Below are 20,873 nucleotides of genomic sequence, written 5' to 3'. Positions count from 1 at the left end.
TCGCCCGGGATGTCGCCGAGGCACTCGACGCACTCGCCCGACGGTGTGGCGCATCCCGGTTCATGGTCGTCCACGCCGCCGTGGCGGTGGTGCTCGCCCGCGTCGCGGCGACGGACGACGTCGTGCTCGGCACGCCCGTCGCGGGCCGCGGTCACGCCGAGATCGACGACCTGGTGGGCATGTTCGTCAACACGGTGGTGCTCCGGACAACGGTCGACGACGACATCACGCTCGCAGACCTCGTCGGAGAGATCCGCGGCCGCGACCTCGACGCATTCGCCCACCAGAGCACCCCCTTCGAGCACCTCGTCGAGCGCTTCGCCGCGGACACGGGGAGATCCGGTTCGGTGCCGCCGCTGACCCAGGTGCTGCTGACCGTCGCCGATGCAGTCCCGCCCGTCGACGGCACGATCGCCGGGATCACCGTCGAACCCGTCGACCTCGAGGCCACCGAGGCGAAGGTCGACCTCACGATCGGTGTCGTCGCAGGTGCCGACGGCTGGACGGTGCGGGCGATCGGCGCGGCCGACGTCCTGAACGGCCCCACCGTGCAGGCATTCGTCGAGCGAATCGTTCTGGTGCTCGGCACGATCGCGCGGGATCCGCAGCAGCGCGTCGCCGACGTCGACGTCGTCCTCGACGGTCCGGACACCCCTGTTCTCCTCGGCCCACCTGCCGCGCCGGCGCGCACCCTGCGCGACATCCTCGCCACGCCTGCCGATCCCGACGCGGCCGTGCTGATCGACTCCGACGGTGTGTGGACCCGGGGCGAGGTCGACGCTGCCGCAACCGCTCTGGCCGTCGACCTGCGCGCGCTGGGGGTCGGGCCGGAGACGGTCGTCGTCGGGCTGGTGCATCGGTCGGCCGCGGTCCATGTCGCGCTGCGTGCCGTCGCTCTCGCCGGTGGTGTCTGGTGTCCGGTGGATCCGCGGTACCCGGCCGACCGACGGGAGCGCGTCCTCGCCGAGGCCGGTGCCCGGGTCGTCCTCGTCGGTCCCGGTGTCGATCGCGGGGAGCTGAATCCCGGCTGCTCCCAGATCGTCCTGGACGCAGCGACGCTCGCCGATCTGCGGAGCAGACCGGTCGAGACCCCCGCCTGGCCGGCGGTCCCGGTCGACGCAGGCGCCTACCTGATCTTCACCTCGGGATCGACGGGGGTCCCGAAGGGTGTCCTCGTCACCCATCGCGGACTGGCCGGGGTCGCTGAGACCCTGCGCGATCGACTCGGGTCGGGTGCGGGGGCACGGTGGCTGGGCATCAGTTCCCCGTCGTTCGACGCCGCGATGCTCGAGGTGCTGGGCGCGGCGGACGCCGGTGCCCCGATCTCGGTGGTGCCCCCCGACGTCGTCGGCGGACGCGATCTCGCCGAGTGGATCACGCGACACGGTGTGACCCACGCGTTCCTCGTCCCATCGGTCGCCGCGTCCATCCCGGACCCGTCGTCCCTGCCGCTCATGCACCTGATGGCCGGCGGCGAGGCGGTCCCGCAGTCGGAGATCTCCCGATGGCCCGGGGCCGTCCACGACGGCTACGGCCCGACCGAGACGACGATCCTCGCGGTCACCAGCCCGGCGATGTCCGCGGATCGGCCGGTGCCGCTGGGTGTCCCGATGCCGGGCGTCACCGCCCTCGTCCTCGATGCCCGGCTCCGGCCGGTACCCGACGGCACGCTGGGGGAGCTGTACCTGATGGGCCCGGGCCTCGCCCGCGGCTACCACCGACGTCCCGACCGCACCGCCGAGCGATTCGTCGCCGCACCCGACGGTGCGCGGATGTATCGCACCGGCGATCTCGTGCGGAGGCGCGCCGGCGAGCTGTTCTACGCGGGCCGCCGCGACGGGCAGGTCAAGCTGCGAGGGCAGCGCCTGGAGACGGGGGAGATCGAGACGGTCCTGCTGCACCATCCGGCGGTGCGTCAGGCGGTTGTCGTCGTGGTGGGTGAGGGTGCGTCGGCAGCACTGGCCGGGTACGTGGAGATCGTCGAGACCGGCACGCCGACCGGTGATCTCGTCGCCACGCTGACCACGCACCTCGCGGCACGACTCCCCGGGTACATGGTCCCGTCGACCATCACCGTGCTCGACGCGATGCCGCTCACCCCGGTCGGCAAGATCGACCGCGCGGCGCTGCCCGATCCGGTCGTCGCGGCGCCCTCCGCGCAGGAGGCCGCCGACGACCACGAGCGCCTCGTCGCCGGCGTCCTCGCCGACGTGCTGTCCCTCGACGAGATCGACGTCACCGCCGACTTCTTCGCCATCGGTGGCAACTCGCTGTCCGCCACCAGGGTCGCCGCACGCCTCACCGACACGTTCGGGGTGCGAGTGGGTGTCCGCGACCTGTTCAAGGCGTCGACGGCCCGGGCGCTCGCCGCGCGCATCCGTACCGCGGACGCCGGCGTGACGCTGCCGCCGATAACGCCACAGACCCGCCCGGATCACATCCCCCTGACCATCGCGCAGCAGCGCATCTGGTTCCTGCACCGATTCGACCCCACCTCGACCGCGTACGTCGTCCCGCTGGTCCTGCGCGTGCCCGGACGGCTCGACCCATCGGTCGTCCGCGCGGCCGTGATCGACGTCCTCACCCGACACGAGGTGCTGCGGACGGTCTTCCCGGAGCACGCGGGTCACGCGACGCAGCGGGTGCTGCCCGCCGCCGACGCCGCGGCGGCCCTCACGGTCGAGGTCGCCGAGACCCCGGCAGCCGATGCGATCCCGGCCTTCCTCGCACGGCCCATGGACCTCCTGCGCGAGATGCCGGTGCGGGTGCTCGTCGTGCCGGGGCATCGACCGGACGACGGCGGGGTGCTCGCGCTCGCGCTGCACCACATCGCGGTGGACGGGGAGTCGATGCGGCCGCTCCTCACCGACCTCGCGACCGCCTGGGCCGCGCGGTCGACCGGCGCCGCGCCCGATCTGCCCCCGCTGCCGCTGCAGGTCGCCGACGTCGCGCTCTGGCAGCACACCGTGCTCGGGTCGGTCGACGATCCCACCAGCCCGCTCGGGTCCCAGGTCGCGCACCGGGTCGAGCGCCTGCGCGGGCTGCCGGACCTGCTGCCGCTCCCCACCGACCGGCCGCGACCGCTGCGCGCGTCGGGCGACGGCGACCGCGTCCGCTTCACCGTGCCCGCTTCGGTCGCGCAGCGGGTCCGCGCCGCAGCCCGTCGTCACGCCGCCACGGAGTTCATGGTCGTGCACGCCGCGCTCGCGGTGCTCCTCGCGCGCCTCTCCGCGACCGACGACATCGCGGTCGCCACCCCGACGGCGGGTCGCGGGCACGCCGGTCTCGACGACCTCGTCGGGATGTTCGTGAACACACTCGTCCTCCGCGTGGCCGTCACGCCGGACCTCACCGTGGACCGGCTCCTCGCCGCGGTCCGGGAGGCCGACCTCGACGCGGTCGCCCACGCCGACGCCCCGTTCGAGCACCTCGTCGACCAGCTCGCCCCGGGGCGGTCGGAGTCGCACGCGCCGCTGGCGCAGGTGATGCTGTCCCTCGACCAGTCGCCCGGCCCGTCCACCCCTGGCGCCCCGGGCGGCGCCCTCGGCATCGAGGTCCTCGATTCCGGCGCATCCGCCGCGCGGTACGACCTCGAGGTCACGGTGTCGACCGCGTCCACGCCGGACGGTGACTGGACCGGCGAGATCGTCTACGCCACCGACCTGTTCGACCCCGACACCGTCGAGACGGTCGGCGCGCGACTCGTCCGTGTGCTCGCCGCGATCACCGACGACGCGGATGGTCGTGCGGTCGGCGACGTCGACCTCCTCGACGGCGTCGACCGTGCTGCGATCGCCGCGGCCGACCACGGGCCGACGGTCCCGCGACCGTCGACGACGCTCGCCGACCTCCTCCTGGCGCGGTACGCCACCGACCCCGACGCCGTCGCCGTCGTCGACGACGACGGCCCGATCATGATGCGCGCGTTCGCCTCCCGCGTCCATCGCCTCACCCGTCGTCTCGTCGCCGAGGGCATCGGGCCCGAGGACGCTGTCGCGGTGGTGATGGCACGATCGGTCGACCTCGTCGTCGCGATCCACGCCGTCGTGGTCGCGGGCGGGCAGTACGTCCCCGTCGACCCGTCCGCGCCGCGCGATCGCATCGCCGACATCCTCACGACGGCGTCGGTGCGCCAGGTCCTGACCACCGCGTCCGACCGTCCCGACACCGCGCTGCCCGTGATCCTCGTCGATGCGGATCGGCACGGCGGGAACGAGACCGGGGTCGTGCCGGCGTTCACCGCTGCCGATCGCCGCGCACCGCTGCACCCTGACTCCGCTGTCTACACGATCTTCACCTCCGGCTCGACGGGGCGACCGAAGGGCGTCACCGTGTCCCACGCATCGGTCCTGAACCGACTCGCGTGGGGGCTGGAGACGTTCCCCCTCGCGGCCGGCGACGGTGTCGTCCTGAAGACGCCGACCACCTTCGACGTGTCCGTGCCCGAGCTGTTCGCCCCCACGCTCGCCGGCGCGCGGATCGTGGTCGCCCGCGCCGACGGGCACACCGACCCGGCGTACCTCGCTGAGCTCCTCGCCCGGACACGCGCCGCGACGGTGCATTTCGTGCCCTCCATGCTCGCCGTCTTCCTCGAGGTCGTCGACGACGCCACGCTGGCCCGACTCTCGTCGCTGCGGCACCTGTTCGTCTCGGGCGAGGCGCTGCCGCCTGCGCTCGCCGCGCAGGTCCGCACCCGACTCCCCGGGGCGGGCCTGCACGATCTGTTCGGTCCCACCGAGGCGGCCGTCGAGGTGACCCACGAGACGCTCGTCGACGTCGGTGACGTCGTCCCGATCGGACGCCCGGTGGACAACACCGTCACGCGGGTCCTCGACGCGCGGCTGCACCCGGTTCCGACCGGGGTGCCCAGCGAGCTGTACCTCGGCGGGGTCCAACTCGCCCGCGGCTACGCGGCGCGGGGCGACCTCACCGCCGACCGGTTCGTCGCCGACCCGCACGGTGCTCCGGGGGCGCGGCTGTACCGCACCGGCGACCTCGTCCGCCGCAACCGCGACGGCGCCCTCGAGTACCTGGGGCGCACCGACTTCCAGGTGAAGCTGCGGGGCCAGCGCATCGAGCTCGGCGAGGTCGAGTCGGTCCTCCTGCGGGCCACCGGTGTCGTCCACGCGGCGGTGACCGTGGCCGAGACCGCAGGCGGTGCCCAGCACCTCGTCGGCTACGTCGCCGGCACCGACATCGACCTCGACGCCGTCGGCGCCACAGCGCGGGATGCGCTGCCGGAGTACATGGTGCCGACCCGCTGGGTCGTGCTCGACGATGTCGTCCTCTCGACCGCCGGCAAGCTCGACCGCCGCGCACTCCCACCGCTGCGGGACGACACCGGGGGCGATGCGCTCGTGGCCCCGGCGACGTCGGACGAACGTGTCGTCGCGGAGATCGTCGCGGCGGTGCTCGGTCGCCCCGCGGTGTCGGTGACGGAATCCTTCTTCGCGATGGGCGGCGACTCGATCATGTCGATCCGCCTGGTCTCTCTCCTCCGCGCAGCCGGTGTCACCGTGACGCCGCGCATGGTGTTCGACCACCGCACGGTCCGCGCGATCGCGGCGGCCGCGCGGGCGCAGGCCGTGCCGCCGCTGGTCGAGTACCCCGGCGGCGCGATCGGTCCCGTCACGCCGACCCCGACGCTGCGGTGGATGGCCGACCTCGTCCCCGACGACGATCCCGACGCCATCCGCGACTTCTCCCAGGCCATGGTCCTGGCTCTGCCCGGGGACGACGGGGTCGACCCGACCGCAGTCCTGCGTGCCGTCGTCGCGCACCACCCGATGCTCACGGCCGCACTGGTCCCCGTGAGCGACGTCTGGCCAGGGGATGACCTGTCATGGGGGGTGGTCGCCGGTGCCGGGGATCCCGCCGCCGTGGTGATCCGCGAGCACGACCGTGTCGGCGAGGCATCCCTGCCGACCACGATCCCGAGCGCGCACGCCCGGGCGCTGGCCGACCTCGACCCCGCTCGCGGTGTGGTGGTCGGCGCGACGCTGGTCCCCGTCGAGGACGGTCCCGACCGGCTCGTGATCGCGATCCACCACATCGCCGTGGACGCCGTGTCCTGGCAGATTATCGGCACCGACCTCGCGGTCGCGTGGTCGGAGATCCGGGCGGGACGACCCGTCGCGCTCGCCGAGCCGGGCACGTCGGCCCGTCGCTGGGCGGGGGTGCTCGCCGAGATGGACCGCGACGACCCGGCGCCGTGGGCCGCGGCGACCGCGCCCGGGGCGATCGGGACCGGCGCCGGGCCCGAGCGGGCGATGGATCCCACGCGTGATCGTCAGTCCACGGTCACGACCACGCGGACGACGGTGCCCGCGGAGATCGCCGAGGCCGTCCTCACCGATGTCGCGACCGCCTACGGCACCGGCGTCGACACCGTCCTCATCGCAACCCTGGCGCACGCCCTCGTCGACGTCTTCGGCCGTCGTGACCCCGCGGACATCGGTGCGAACCGGGTCGCGCTCCTCACCGAGACGCACGGCCGCGAGGAATCCCTCGCCGCGGGTGCCGATCTCAGCGGCACCGTCGGGTGGTTCACGGGACTGGTCCCGGTGGCGGTGTCCGTCGGGCGGGACGTCACCGCGACGGTCAAGGCGGTCAAGGACACCCGCGCTCGGATGACGCAACGCGGACTGGGTTTCGGTGCCCTGCGATGGGCGCCGGGGTCGACGCTGACCACCCCGGCGATCGCGCTCAACTACTTCGGTGCGGCCGGCGGTGTCGGCGAGCGCGACGGGCGCGTCCCGGTGCCCGACGTGTCCGCTCCGGCTCTCCCGGCGACCGCGCGCGGCACCATGGTCGCGACGGCTGCCCTCACCGCCACGGTGACGACCGCCAGTGCACCGGGTGGGCGAGTCATGCATCTCGAGATGGCGTGGCCCGCAGCCCTGCTCGAGGTCGACGACGCGCCGGCCGTCGCCGACCGCTGGCGCCACCACCTCGCGACGGTCGTCTCGTACGTCGCGGCGGTCGGCGATCCCGGTCCGAGCGAGACCGACCTCGGCGGCACCGGACTCACGCAGTCCGAGATCGACCTCCTGCTCCGCGACCATCCCGGCGCCACGCTCTGGCCGACGACCCCGCTGCAGGCCGGGATGCTCGTCGAGTCCGAGGCGGCACTGACCGGCGTCGAGGATCCGCTCGACGTGTACGTCGTCCAGACCGTCCTCACCCTGGGACCCTCCGCCGACCCCGTCCGGATGCGCGCCGCGGCGGATGCGCTCGTCGCGCGGCATCGAGTACTGCGGTCGGGCTTCGTCCGGTCGGCGAGCGGCAGGCCCGTCGTTGTGGTCGCGGAGACGGCGCGGGCCGGGTGGGCACAGGACGACCTGACCGACCTGCCGGGCGATGCGGTGGGCGCGCGGGTCGCGGCTCTGGCAGACGTCGACCGCGTCACCCCCTTCGATCTCGGATCCCCTGCTCTGCTGCGTTTCCGGTGGATCATCCACGTCCTGGCCGACGGGGAGATCGGTGCGTCCCTGGTGATCACAGCGCACCACCTCGTCCTGGACGGGTGGTCCGCGCCCCTGGTCCTCGCCGAACTGCTCGCCGGCCACGACGACCTCCGCAGTCTTGATGGACCGCCCGAGAACGACTTCGGTGCCTACCTCGCGTTCCTCGCCGACGGCGACGCCGATGCCGCGCGGTCGGCATGGGCCGAGGAACTCGCGGTCGTCGAGGAACCCACGCTCGTCGCGCCCGACCTGCGGGTACCCCGCCCGTCGGCGCCACGGACCCGGGAGTGGATCGTCGACGCCGATCTCACGGCCGCGCTGACGGCCACCGGACGTCGCCTCGGGGCGACCACCAACACCCTCGTGCAGGCGGCATGGGCAATCGTGCTGTCGGGGATCACCGGGATCGAGCAGGTGGTGTTCGGCGAGACGGTGTCCGGGCGCCCACCCGAGCTCCCCGGCGCCGACACGATGGTCGGGCTCTTCATCAACACGATCCCCGCGACCGTCGCCGTCCGTGACGCGGCGACCGTCGCCGATGTCGCGACCGCGCTGCAGTGGTCGAAGACCCGCATGCTCGACCACCAGCACCTCGGACTCGCCGACATCGCCGCCGCGGGCGGGGGTGGGCCGCTCTTCGACACGGTCACGGTCTTCGAGTCCTTCCCCGTCGACACCGAGACCCTCGCCGCGACAGACGGTCTCGACATCCGCGGCGTGGTGTCCACCGACGCCACCCACTACCCGCTGACCCTCGTCACGGTCCCCGCCGCCGATCGCCTGGTCATCCGGCTGCGTCACCTTCCCGAACTAATCGACGACGGCCGTGCCGCAGCCGTCCTCGACACCCTGCGTCGGGTCCTCTCCGTGGTCGCGCACAGCCCGTCCACGGTGGTCTCCGCGGTTTCGACCGGCGGGACCGCGGCGCTCGACAGCGGACCGACGTCGCGGGCCCGCGCGTCCACCTCGTCGCCGGTGGGGCAACCCGTCGAGCACGCGGATGCGGTCGGTGGCCTGGAGAAGTTCGTGGCGGGCCTCGTGGCGGACGTCGTCGGGACCCCGAGGCCGTCGGTGCTGGCGACACTGGCCGACCTCGGAGGCAACTCGCTGTCGGCCGCCCGGATCGCCGCGCGGGTCACCGCGGGGACCACGCTGACCGTCGGCGTCCGCGACGTTCTCGGGGCAGGCACGATTCGCGCCCTCGTGGCGCTGATCGAGTCGCGCGGTGGGGATCTCGCCGCGAGCGTCGACTCGATCCCGGCCGGCGCCCGCCCCGAACGCGTCCCGTTGACCCCCGCCCAGACGCGGATGTGGTTCATCAACCGCTGGGATCCGCGATCGGCGGCCTACACGATCCCGTTCGCGATGCGACTCCACGGCCCGCTCGACGTCACGGCGCTGCGTGACGCGGTCGGCGACGTCATCGCACGCCACGAGACGCTGCGCACCGTCGTCGCCCAGGACGAGTCCGGTGAGCCCTGGCAGCACATCCTCGACGCCGACGAGGTCGTGACCAGCCGGTCGTGGTGGCTGGACGATCCCGACGCCGTGCGTTCCGCGCCCACACGGGGTTTCGACGTCGCGACAGAGGTCCCGATCCGGGTGGGCGTGGTCCGCGAGAGCCCCGACGATCACCTGCTGGTCCTCACGCTGCACCACATCGCGGCCGACGGCGAGTCGCTCGCGCCGCTGGTGGCGGATCTCGCCACCGCGTACGGCGCACGCCTGGACGGCCACGAGCCCGACTGGGAGCCGTTGTCCGTGCAGTACGCCGACGTCGCCGTGTGGCAGGCCGGTGAGCTCGGTGCGCTCGACGATCCGCGCTCGCCGATCGCGGCGCAGGAACGGTTCTGGCGAGATCGTCTGGATGCTCTCCCGGACCTGCTCGACCTGCCGACCGACCGCCCGCGTCCGGCAGAGGCGTCGCAGCGGGGCGGACTCGTCCGCGTCGACATCCCCGACGACATCCGTGACCGCCTCGACACCCTGGCCCGGGCGCATGGGGCGACGCCGTTCATGGTGCTGCACGCCGCACTCGGCGTGGCGCTCGCGCGCACGGCCGCCACCGACGACGTCGCCGTCGCGACCCCGGTCGCCGGTCGCGGACGCGCCGAACTCGACCCTCTCGTCGGCATGTTCGTCAACTCGCTGGTCCTGCGGACCAAGGTCGACCCCGCGCAGCCGTTCGGCACGTTCCTGCGCATGGTCGCCGCGGGCGACGCCGACGCCTTCGCCCACGCCGACCTGCCGTTCGAGCATCTGGTGGACGTGCTCGCCCCCACACGGTCGACGGCCTTCGCGCCGCTCGCCCAGGTGATGCTCACGCTCACCCAGCACCGCGGGATCGACCTCGATGCCATGCCAGGCCTCAGGGTGACCCCTGTCGACCCGGGTGTCCCGGCCGCGCGCTTCGACCTGTCGGTCGGCTTCTCCGCCGACCGCGCCGACGACGGCTCGTTGCGTGCGCTCGACGCCGAGATCGTCTACGCCACCGACCTGTTCGACGCGACCACCGTGACATCGTTCGGGCGCCGGATCGTCGCCGTGCTCGAGGCCGCCGTCGCGGACGCGCGGGTCCCGGTCGGTGCCATCGACCTGCTCGGCGACGCGGAGTCGCGCACGGTCCAGACACTCTCGACCGGCCCGACGGTCCACACGGATCCGATCGGTGACGGGGATGCCGGCATCGCCACCGAGTCCGATCTCGCCGCACTGGTGGCGCGTCAGATCGCGGCCACGCCGACCGCACCCGCCCTCGCCGGCCCGGACGGGTCCGTCCTCGACTACGCCGGCCTCGGGGCGCGGGTCGCCGCGGTGGTGGAGGACCTCCGTCGTCAGGGGGTCGGGCGGGGCGAGGCGGTCGGTGTGTGCATCGACCGCTCCGTCGCGCTCGTCGTCGCGATCCACGGGATCGTCGCTGCGGGAGCGCAGTACGTGCCCATCGCCGTGGACGCGCCGCCCGCCCGTGCCGGGTCGATGCTGTCGACCGCCGGGGTCCGTCTCGTGCTCGTCGAGGACGGTTCTCTCCCGGCCGCGCTGAGCGGCAACGACGTCGACCTGGTGCCCGTGACGTCGCGGACCGCGGGACGTTACGAGGTCGCGCGCGTCCACCCCGACGAGGCGGCGTACACGCTGTTCACATCGGGATCCACCGGGACGCCCAAGGGGGTCACCGTCTCCCACCGCGCGGTGATCAACCGACTCGGCTGGATGCAGGACGACCACCGGATCGACGCGACCGACACGATCGTGGGCAAGACCCCGGTCACGTTCGACGTCTCCGTGTGGGAGCTGTTCTGGCCGTTCGTCACCGGTGCTCGACTGGTCCTCGCCGAACCGGGGCGTCACGGCGATCCGCACCACCTGCTCGACCTCGTGAAGCGGTCGCGCGCGACGGTGATGCACTTCGTCCCGTCGATGCTCGGTGTGTTCGTCGACGAGATCGGTGACGGCGCCGCCGACCTCGCGAGCCTGCGCCTCGTCGTCACCTCCGGAGAGGCGCTCACCGCCGCGACCGCGCGGGCGCTGCTCGCCGCACTGCCCGGTCTCGCGCTGCACAACCTCTACGGCCCGACCGAGGCCGCGGTCGACGTCACCGCCCATCCCGTCGCGCCGGGCGACGATCCCGTGCCCATCGGGCGGCCCGTCGCGAACACCACGACGTGGGTGCTCGACGACCGCCTCGTCCCGGTGCCGACCGGTGTCGCCGGCGAGTTGTATCTCGGCGGCGTGCAGCTCGCGCGGGGGTACGCGTCGCGCCCGGATCTCACCGCCGACCGCTTCGTCGCCGACCCCCTGGGTCCTCCGGGATCACGGCTGTACCGGACCGGCGACCGCGTGCGGTGGACCGCCCGCGGCGTGCTGGAGTATTTGGGACGCATCGACTTTCAGGTCAAGATCCGTGGACAGCGCATCGAGCTCGGAGAGATCGAGGCCGTTCTCGTCGCGTCGCCGGCCGTGCGGTCGGCGGTCGTCACCGTCGCCGGGACCGGTGAGCGGGCACGAATCGTCGGCCACGTCGTGACCGCGCGGGACGACGCCACGGACGACGATCTGCGCGAGGCCGTGCGCGACCTGCCCGGCTACATGCGTCCCGACACCTGGGTCCGGCTCGACGCGATCCCGCTGACCCCGTCGGGGAAGGCCGATCGGCGCGCGCTGCCGAGCCCGGAGCCCGGACGCGACGTCGAGGACCATGTCGCCCCCGAGGGCACAGTCGAGACGACCATCGCGCGGATCATCGGCGACGTCCTCGGCGTCGAGAACCCCTCGGCGACGGCGGATTTCTTCGCCCTCGGCGGCACGTCGCTGTCGGCGACGCGGGTCGTGGCGCGGCTCTCGGCGGACTTCGGGGTCGACATCGGCGTGCGTGCGCTGTTCGACGCGCCGACGATCTCCCGCCTCGCCGGCGTCGTCGCCGACGCACCGCGCAGGGACGTCGCGGCCCTCGTCCCGCGCGAGCGGCCCGACCGTCCACCGCTGTCGTCGGCGCAGCGTCGGATGTGGTTCGTCGAACAGCTCGCACCCGGGACGCCGTCGTCGCTCATCCCGATCGCCCTGCGCCTGCGCGGTGCGATCGACGTCGACACCCTGCGGCTCGCCGTGATCGACGTGCTCGATCGCCACGAGATTCTGCGGACGGTCTACCCGACCGCGCCCGACGGGACGCCGTGGCAGCGGGTCCTCGCCCCCGCGACCGCGGCGGCGCGTCTGGACTGGGCGGTCGTGTCCGACGAGACCGCGGCGTTCGCCCTCCTCGACACCGGGATCGACCTCACCGCAGACCTCCCCATGCGGGTGCGGCTGGTCGCGGGTGAGCCGTCGCTGCTCGTGCTCGTCGTCCACCACATCGCCGCCGACGGAGAGTCCGGCCCGGTGCTGCTCCGCGACCTCCTCGCGGCCTACGTCGCGCGTGCCGCGGGCGGTGCTCCCGGCTGGGCGCCGCTGCCGGTGCAGTACGTCGACCACGCCCTGTGGCAGCACGAGACCCTCACCGCCGCCGGTGGTCTCGACCGCCAGTTCGCCTACTGGGAGACCGCCCTCGCCGGTGCGCCACCCGTGCTGGACCTCCCCGCCGACCGCCCCCGTCCGGCGGTCGCGAGCGGCCGTGCCGGTGCCGTCGAGACCGTGATCCCCGCCGACGTCGCGGCGGCGATCACCGCGCTGTCCCGGCGAACGGGCGCCACGCCGTTCATGGTGCTGCACGCCGCGCTCGCCGTCCTGCTGCACCGGCTGGCCGGGACCGACGACGTCGTCGTCGCCACAGCCGTCGCCGGACGCGGTGTGGCCGACCTCGACGACCTCGTGGGGATGTTCGCGAACACGATCGCCCTGCGCACCCCGGTGTCGGGGTCCGAGTCGTTCCTCGACCTCATGGACACGGTCCGTCACGCCGACCTCGACGCGTTCGCCCACGCCGACGCCCCGTTCGAGGACGTGATCGAGCGGGTCGATGCCGTGCGTTCCGATGCGTTCGCCCCGCTCGCGCAGATCCGCCTCACCGTCACCGACGACGTCGCGGTCGACGTCGCCGCGAACTCGACCGCGCCCCTCGACGCCGAGATCGTCAGTGCCCCGGTCACGACCACGGCCGTGGACCTCACCTTCGCCGTCGCGACGGCCGACGACGACGAGTGGCGTGTCGGTGTCGTCCACGCCCTCGACCTGTTCGACGGCGACACCGCCGCGCGGCTCGCCCGCCGATGGGTGCACGTGCTCCGCACGCTCACTGCCGACCCGGAGGAGGTCGTCGGCGACGTCGACCTACTGCTCGACGACGAGCGTGCACAGGCGATCCCGGCGCCGCTCGACCCGCCGGCGTCGCTACTCCTGCCCGACATGCTCGCCGCCGCGGCCGCGCGCGACCCCGATGCCCCGGCCGTCCTCGACGCGGGCGCCCTCTGGACCCATCGCGAACTCGACCTCGTCAGCTCGGTGCTCGCGCGCGACCTCATCGCCCGTGGAATCGGTACCGAGGACGTCGTCGTCAGCGCCCAGGCGCGGACCGCACTCGTCCAGGTCGCCGTCTGGGCGGTCGCCAAGGCCGGTGGCGTGTACTGCCCCGTCGACCCCCGCCACCCCGAGCAGCGGGTACGCGCGGTGATCGCCTCGAGCGGCGGCGTCCTCGCACTGCACGACGCCTCCACGACCGTCGACACCATCCCGTCGATCCGCCTCGACGCCGCCGCGATCGCCGACCTGCGGCGCCGCGCGGACGAGGACCCGGCGCTGGGCGCCCCGCTCACCGACCGCGACCGACTGCGTCCGGTGCGGCCCCACAACGGCGCCTACCTCATCCACACCTCCGGGTCGACGGGGACGCCGAAGGGTGTGCTGGTCAGCCACACCGGAGTCGCCGGGATGGTCGCGACCCTGCGGTCACGCCACCACGTCGGCCCCGACACCCGGTGGCTCGGGATCAGTTCCCCCGCCTTCGACGTCGCGATGCTCGAGGTCCTCGGGGCGTTCTGTGAGGGCGGGGCGATGGTCGTCACCCCTCCCGAGGTGATCGGTGGCGACGAGCTCGCGGCGTGGATCGCGGCCACGGCTCCGACGCACACGGCGATCGTGACCAGTGTGCTGGCGTCCCTGCGTGATCCGGCGCGGATCCCGATCAGGCACCTGCTGGTCGGCGGCGAGGCCGTCCCCGACGCGGAGATGCGCCGATGGGCGGGCGACCGCGCCTTCTACGACTCGTACGGACCGACCGAGACGACGATGGCGTGCCTCACCTCCACCCCCGTCGCCCCGGACGCCTCCGTGCCGCTGGGTCTCCCGATGCCGGGCTCGACGGCGGTCGTCCTCGACGCCCGCCTGCAGCCCGTGCCCGACGGAGTCCGCGGCGAGCTCTACCTCTCGGGGGACTGCCTGGCACGGGGGTACCACCACCGCCCCGACCTCACCGCCGACCGGTTCGTGCCGTGTCCCTTCGGCCCACCCGGTTCTCGTATGTACCGCACCGGCGACCTCGTCCGTCGCGCCGCGGATGGGCAGCTGTACTCCGACGGCCGGACCGACCACCAGGTCAAGATGCGCGGGCTGCGCATCGAACTCGGCGAGGTGGAATCCGCGCTGACCGCCCACCCGGCCGTCGTCGCGGCGGCCGTCGTCGGTGTGGGAGAACCGGTCACGGCACTCGCCGGCTTCGTCGAGACCTCCGCCGAGGTCACAACGGCCGACCTACGCGGGTTCCTCGCCGACGCCCTGCCGTCGCACCTCGTCCCCGCGACACTCACCGTGCTGCCCACGCTGCCGCGCACGCCGATCGGCAAGATCGACCGGCGCGCACTGGTGTCGGACACGTCGGCGCCATCCCGCCCCACCACCCCGGCGGGGACGATCGCCGACGACACCGACCGCGCCGTCGCCGTGCTGGTGGGTTCCGTCCTCGACATCGACCCCGAGCGACTCCGCCCCGACGACGACTTCGCCGCCCTGGGCGGGACCTCGCTGTCGGCGACGCGCCTGATCGCACGCGTCGCGGACGAGATGGGCGTCGCGATCACGGTGCGCGACGTGCTCGACGCCCCGACGATCGCGGGGCTGGCCGCACGGATCCGGTCCCTGCCCGCGATCGCGGGACCCCGCCCGACCGCGGGAACCAAACGGCCCGAACACATCCCGCTGTCCTTCGCGCAGCAGCGCATCTGGTTCCTGAACCAGGTCGACCCGACGTCGACGGCGTACACCGTGCCCATCGGGGTGCGTCTGCGCGGTCCCCTCGACGTCGAGGCGCTGCGCGGCGCCGTCGCGGACGTCGTCGGACGGCATGAGGTGCTGCGCACGGTCTTCCCGTCCGCAGCGGGGGAGCCGTACCAGCGGACCCTCGACCCCGCGGAGGCACACGTGGCGGTCGACGTCGTGCCGTCCACCGACGACGACCCCGGCGCGGACGTGCGCGCAGCGGTCGCCCCGGTCGCGACCTTCGACGTCACCACGGACCTGCCCCTACGGGTCCGCGTCGTCGCTCGCGCCGACGACGACTGGCTCGTCGCGCTCGTCGCCCACCACATCGCCGTCGACGGACAGTCGGCGCGGCCGCTCGTCGGCGACCTGATCGCCGCCTACAGCGCCCGGATCGCGGGTCGGGCACCCTTGTTCGTGCCGCTGCCAGTGCAGTTCGCCGACCACGCCCTGTGGCAGCGAGAGGCCTTCGGCGCGGCCGACGACGCCGGCTCGCGGCTGGGCCGCGACCTGCGGTGGTGGCTGGAGCGCCTGTCCGACGCGCCCTCGCTGATCCCGCTGCCGACCGACCGGCCACGGCCGCCGGTGGCGTCGGGCCGGACGGGCGTGGTGCGGGAGTCGGTCCCCCGCGACCTCGCTGCCGCGGTGGACGCACTCGCCCGCACGCAGGGCGCGAGCACATTCATGGTCGTCCACGCCGCGGTCGCCGCGCTGCTCGCGCGACTCACCGGGACACCCGACATCCTCGTCGCGACACCGGTGTCGGGACGCGGGGGCGCAGTCGTCGACGACGTCGTCGGCATGTTCGTCTCGACGCTCGCGCTCCGGTCCGCCGTGGACACGAGCGGGTCGTTCGAGAATCTGCTCGCTGTGGTCCGTGACGACGACATCGATGCGTTCGACCGCGCGGAGGTCCCGTTCGACCTGCTCGTCGACCGTCTCGTCCACGACCGGTCGGAGGCTTTCGCGCCGCTCGCGCAGGTGATGCTGGCGATGAACCACGCCGAGCCGGTCACGGCCGCCGCCGCTCCCGACGGTCTGGCCGTCGAGCCGCTCGCCGTGGGGATCCCCGCAGCGCGGTACGACCTCGGCATCACGGTGACCGTGACCGACATCGGCTCCTGGGATCTCGAGATCGTCCACGACGCAGGCCTGTTCGAGCGCACCACCATCCGGCGCTGGACCCGCATGCTCCTGTCGATCCTCGACACGGTCACGGCCACACCGCGTGTGCCCGTCGGCGACATCGCCCTCCTCGACGCGGAGGAGGCCGTGCAGGTGCGACGACTCGCCGACGGCGGCGCGGCGGTGCCGCCGCTCGGGGCGACACTCGCCGAGGCGCTGCGGGGCCTGCCTGCCGGCGATCCGGCCGCGACTGCGGTGATCGCCTACCGCGCCGACGGCGGTGCGGAGTCGATCACCTACGCCGACCTGGCAACCCGGACCGCCCGCCTGTCGGCGGAGCTCGTCGCGCTCGGTGTCGGCCCGGACGTGCCGGTCGGTGTCGCGATCGCGCGGTCGATCGAGATGATCGTGGCCGTGCACGCGGTCGTCGTCGCGGGTGGCCAGTACGTGCCCCTGGACCTCGACGCGCCGGTGCACCGGTCGGCGGAGATGCTGCGGGTCGCCGGCGCTCCGGTGATCCTGATCTCCCGCGACGCCCCGTGGGTCGGCACGGAGGACGTTCGCGGCGAGGTGACCGTGGTGGCCCTCGGCGACGAGAACGGGCCTGCCCCGGTCGCCTCGGCCGCCCCGCCGCGGGTCCGTCCCGATCACGCGGCCTACACGATCTTCACCTCCGGGTCGACCGGTGCGCCGAAGGGCGTGACCGTCAGTCACCGGGCGATCATGGCCCGCCTCGCGTGGGGTCAGCACGACCAGCCGCTCGGGCCCGACGACGTCGTGCTCCAGAAGACCCCGATCACCTTCGACGTGTCGGTGCCGGAACTGTTCTCGCCCTTCCTCGTCGGAGCGACCGTCGTCCTCGCGGAGCCGGGCCTGCACGGCGACCCGTTCCACATCCGCGACCTCGTCGCCACGCACGGCGTCACGAGCGTGCACTTCGTCCCGTCGCTGCTCTCCCTCTTCTGCGACGTCCTCGCCGGCGACCCGCGGACGCGGGAGATGCTCTCGAGCCTGCGACGCGTCTCGACGACCGGCGAGGCGCTCTCCGTCGCGGACACGCGCGCAGCACGTGCGCTGATGCCCGGTGCGCCGCTGTGGAACCTGTACGGCCCGACCGAGGCCGCGGTGGAGATCACCGCCCATCGCGTGGATCCCGACGCGATGTCCGTCCCGATCGGACGTCCCCTCCCGCAGAGCGTCACCCACGTGCTCGACGAGCGTTTGCAACCGGTTCCGCTCGGGGTCGTGGGGGAGCTGTACCTCGGCGGCCCCCAACTCGCACGGGGATACGCCGCGAGAACCGGTCTGACATCGGAACGCTTCGTCGCCGACCCGCTCGGTGAGCCGGGTGCCCGCCTCTACCGCACGGGCGATCTGGTGCGGTGGAACGCCGACGGCGACCTCGAATACCTCGGGCGACGGGATTCCCAGGTGAAGCTCCGCGGCCACCGCATCGAGCTCGGCGAGGTCGAGATCGCGATGTCGACCGCGCCGGGCGTGATGCAGGCCGCGGTGACGGTCGTGGCGGAGCCCGGCGGTGACCTGCTGGTCGGGTATCACACCGGTTCCGCCGAGAGTGACTCCGTGGCACAGCATGTCGCGAGAACACTGCCTGCGTACATGCGCCCGACCCGGTGGGTCCACCTGGAGTCGATGCCGCACAGCGTCGCCGGCAAGATCGATCGGAAGGCGTTGCCGCCGCCGTCCGCCGACGCGGCCCCGTCATCGGAGGCCCCACCGGGCGACCCGGTCGCGGCCCGCATCGCGCTGATCGTCGAGGACATCCTCGGCGTCTCCGACGCCACCACCGACTTCTTCGCCCTCGGCGGCACGTCGCTGTCCGCGGTGCGTGTCGCGGGCCGCGTCGGGGAGGCGTTCGGCGTCGACCTCGGTGTCCGCGAGTTCCTCGCCGCCCCGACCGTTCTCGGTCTCGCGGACGCCGTGCGCGATGCCCGCCGGGCGGCGCGGCCCCTGCGTCCCCGCGACCCGGAGTCGGTCGTGCCGCTGGGTCTGGCGCAGCGACGGATCTGGTTCCTCAACCAGCTCGACCCGTCGTCGACCACCTACCTCATGCCGGTCGCCCTCGACATCGACGGGCCTCTCGATCGCACGGCAATGCATGGCGCCGTCGGTGACGTCATCGCCCGACACACCGCTCTGCGCACGCTGTTCCCGACGGACGACGACGGCGTCCCGTACCAGCGAATCCTCGACACGGACGAGGCACTCGGGGGAGGCTGGTGGAGCGAGCCGGTAGCCATCGACGACGCGATGAGCCTGTGCAGCATAGGGTTCGACGTCACGCGCGACATGCCTATTCGGGCCGCCCTGGCCGGATCCGGCAACCGGCACCGCCTCGTCGTCGTCCTCCACCACATCGCAGGCGACGCCGCGTCCGCCGGGATCCTCGCCCGCGATCTCGCCGAGGCATACCGCCGACGGGTCGTCGGGGACCGGTTGCCGGCCCTGGAGATCGGTCACGCCGACCACACCCTGTGGGAGCACGCCGTTCTCGGCGATAGCGACGACCCCGCGTCAGTGCTCGGCGAGCAGTCGGCATGGTGGAGTGAGCGTCTTGCCGACCTGCCCGTGCGCACCGACATCCCGACGGACCGTCCGCGAGGGCCCGTCGCCGACAGCACGGGCGGCCGCGTCGAGCTCGACCTCGGTGTGGAACGCTCCGCCGCACTCCTCACCCTCGGCCGCCGACATGGACTGACGACGTTCATGACACTGCACGCCGCGCTCTCGATCACGGTGGCCGCGTTCACCGGCTGCGACGACGTGGTGATCGGCGCGCCGGTCAGCGGGCGACGCCATCCCGCGACCGCTGACATGGTCGGGATGTTCGTCAACACCGTCGTCCTCCGCACTGCGTCGCGGCCCGACGACACCGTCGACGATCTGCTCGCGCGTGTCCGCGACGACGACACCGCCGCGTTCTCCCACGCCGACCTGCCGTTCGACCTCCTCGTCGAGATGCTCGCGCCGGACCGTGCCGACCGTCGGCCGCCGATCCACCAGATCACCCTGAACCTGCTGGAGGAGGACGAGTTCGCCGCCGACGTCCTCGGCGATCTCGGGGTGACGGTCCGCGGGGTGGACCTCGGACCCGAGCCGGCGAAGGTCGACCTCGCCGTCGGCGTCGCCGACACCGCGGACGGGCTCCGGGGATCGATCACCTATGCCGCGGCCATCTACGACGCCGGCACGGTCGAACGGTTCCGCGACGTGTTCCTGCGTGTCGTCGACGCGCTCGTCGCGGGTGTCGCGCCGGGCGACGCGGTGCTCGACGACGAGCCCATCACCGTGACGAGCGACGCCCCCGTCGTCCTCGACCGGATGGTGCGACCGGTGCCGACCGGGCTCGTCGGCGACCTGTGGCTGCGCGGCGCCGCGGTCCCGCCGATGCATCCCGGGGCGAGTACCGCGACGCGCCTCGTCGCCGACCCCGTCGGGCCGCCGGGCGGACGCATGTACCGCACCGGCGACCGGGCGCGGATCCGTGACGGCGCGGTGGAGGTGATCGGTGGGCCCGCTGCGGCGACGGCGCCGACATCGCCACCGCAGCCACCTCGGGTGCCGGACGATCGCGCCGTCGAACCCGCCGCCGGGCTCCTCGTTGAGACGGAACGGTGGATCGCGTCCGTGTTCGCGGAGGTCGTGGGCGTGCCGTCGATCGCGCCGACCGACACCTTCTTCGACGTCGGCGGCACCTCGCTGTCGGCAGCGCGGGCGGTCACGAAGCTGCGGCGTCAGGGGATCGTGGTGGAGTTGCCATGGGTCTTCTCCGACCCCACCCCGCGGGCACTCGCGGCGCGAGTCGCGGGCGGTGGGGACGCGGGTCGGGTGCTGCTGACGCTGCGCGCTGAGGGCAGCGGACCACCGCTGTTCTGCGTCCATCCCGCGGGTGGACTGGCCTGGATGTACGGCGGACTCGCGCCGTTCCTGCCCGACCGACCGATCCATGCGCTGCAGGACCCGGCGGTCGTCGCCGGTGAGCCGGCACCGGCGTCCATCGATGCGTACGCGCGGCGGTACGTCGCCGAGGTCCGAGAAGTCCAGCCACACGGGCCGTATCACCTGCTCGGATGGTCGCTCGGTGGGCACATCGCGCACGCGATGACGCAGCAGCTCGAAGTGGCGGGGGAGCAGGTCGCGGTGCTCGGGTTGCTCGACACGTGGGTCGGTGACCTCGACGTGCGGACAGCCGACGCTGCACCGGTGGACCCGCTCGACGGGTGGCGCACCCTGTTCGACCTCGGAGACGACGTGCAGGCGACGACCCCCGACGAGGTCGCCGCGGTGGTCCGCGACCACATCGCGCGCAGCGGGCTGCTGCCGGCCGACCGTGTGGCCGCGATCATGGACAGCTTCGCCGACGCCGATGCCGTGGCCGCCGGGCACCGACCCGGGCGGGTCCGGGCGCCCGCCGTCGTGGTGGTCGCGACGGCCGACAAGTCCGACCCCGCAGCGGTCGCCGCGAGCTGGGAACCGTACTGCGGCAGCGTGACCCGCGTCGACGTCGACGCCGGTCATCTCCAGATGGGCGACGCCGACGTCCTCGCCGTCGTCGCGGTGCACCTCCGCGCGCCCTGA

General features: G+C 73.4%; 1 protein-coding gene (only partly in view). It reads left to right on the top strand.

Features of this window, described 5'->3' with window-relative positions; translation table 11 throughout:
* On the top strand, positions 1–20,873 hold the 3' portion of the coding sequence (locus Q1A98_RS07610) for a non-ribosomal peptide synthase/polyketide synthase (protein ID WP_299571582.1). The gene continues 16,342 nt to the left of window position 1, outside the view; the window shows 20,873 of its 37,215 coding nt (coding positions 16,343–37,215); its start codon lies beyond the left edge, outside the window; it ends in the stop codon at positions 20,871–20,873.

This window comes from uncultured Williamsia sp. (assembly GCF_947494875.1).
Lineage (GTDB): Bacteria > Actinomycetota > Actinomycetes > Mycobacteriales > Mycobacteriaceae > Williamsia_A.
The sequence above is the reverse complement of the archived record's forward strand: the minus strand, read 5'-3'. Positions and strand labels throughout refer to the sequence as shown.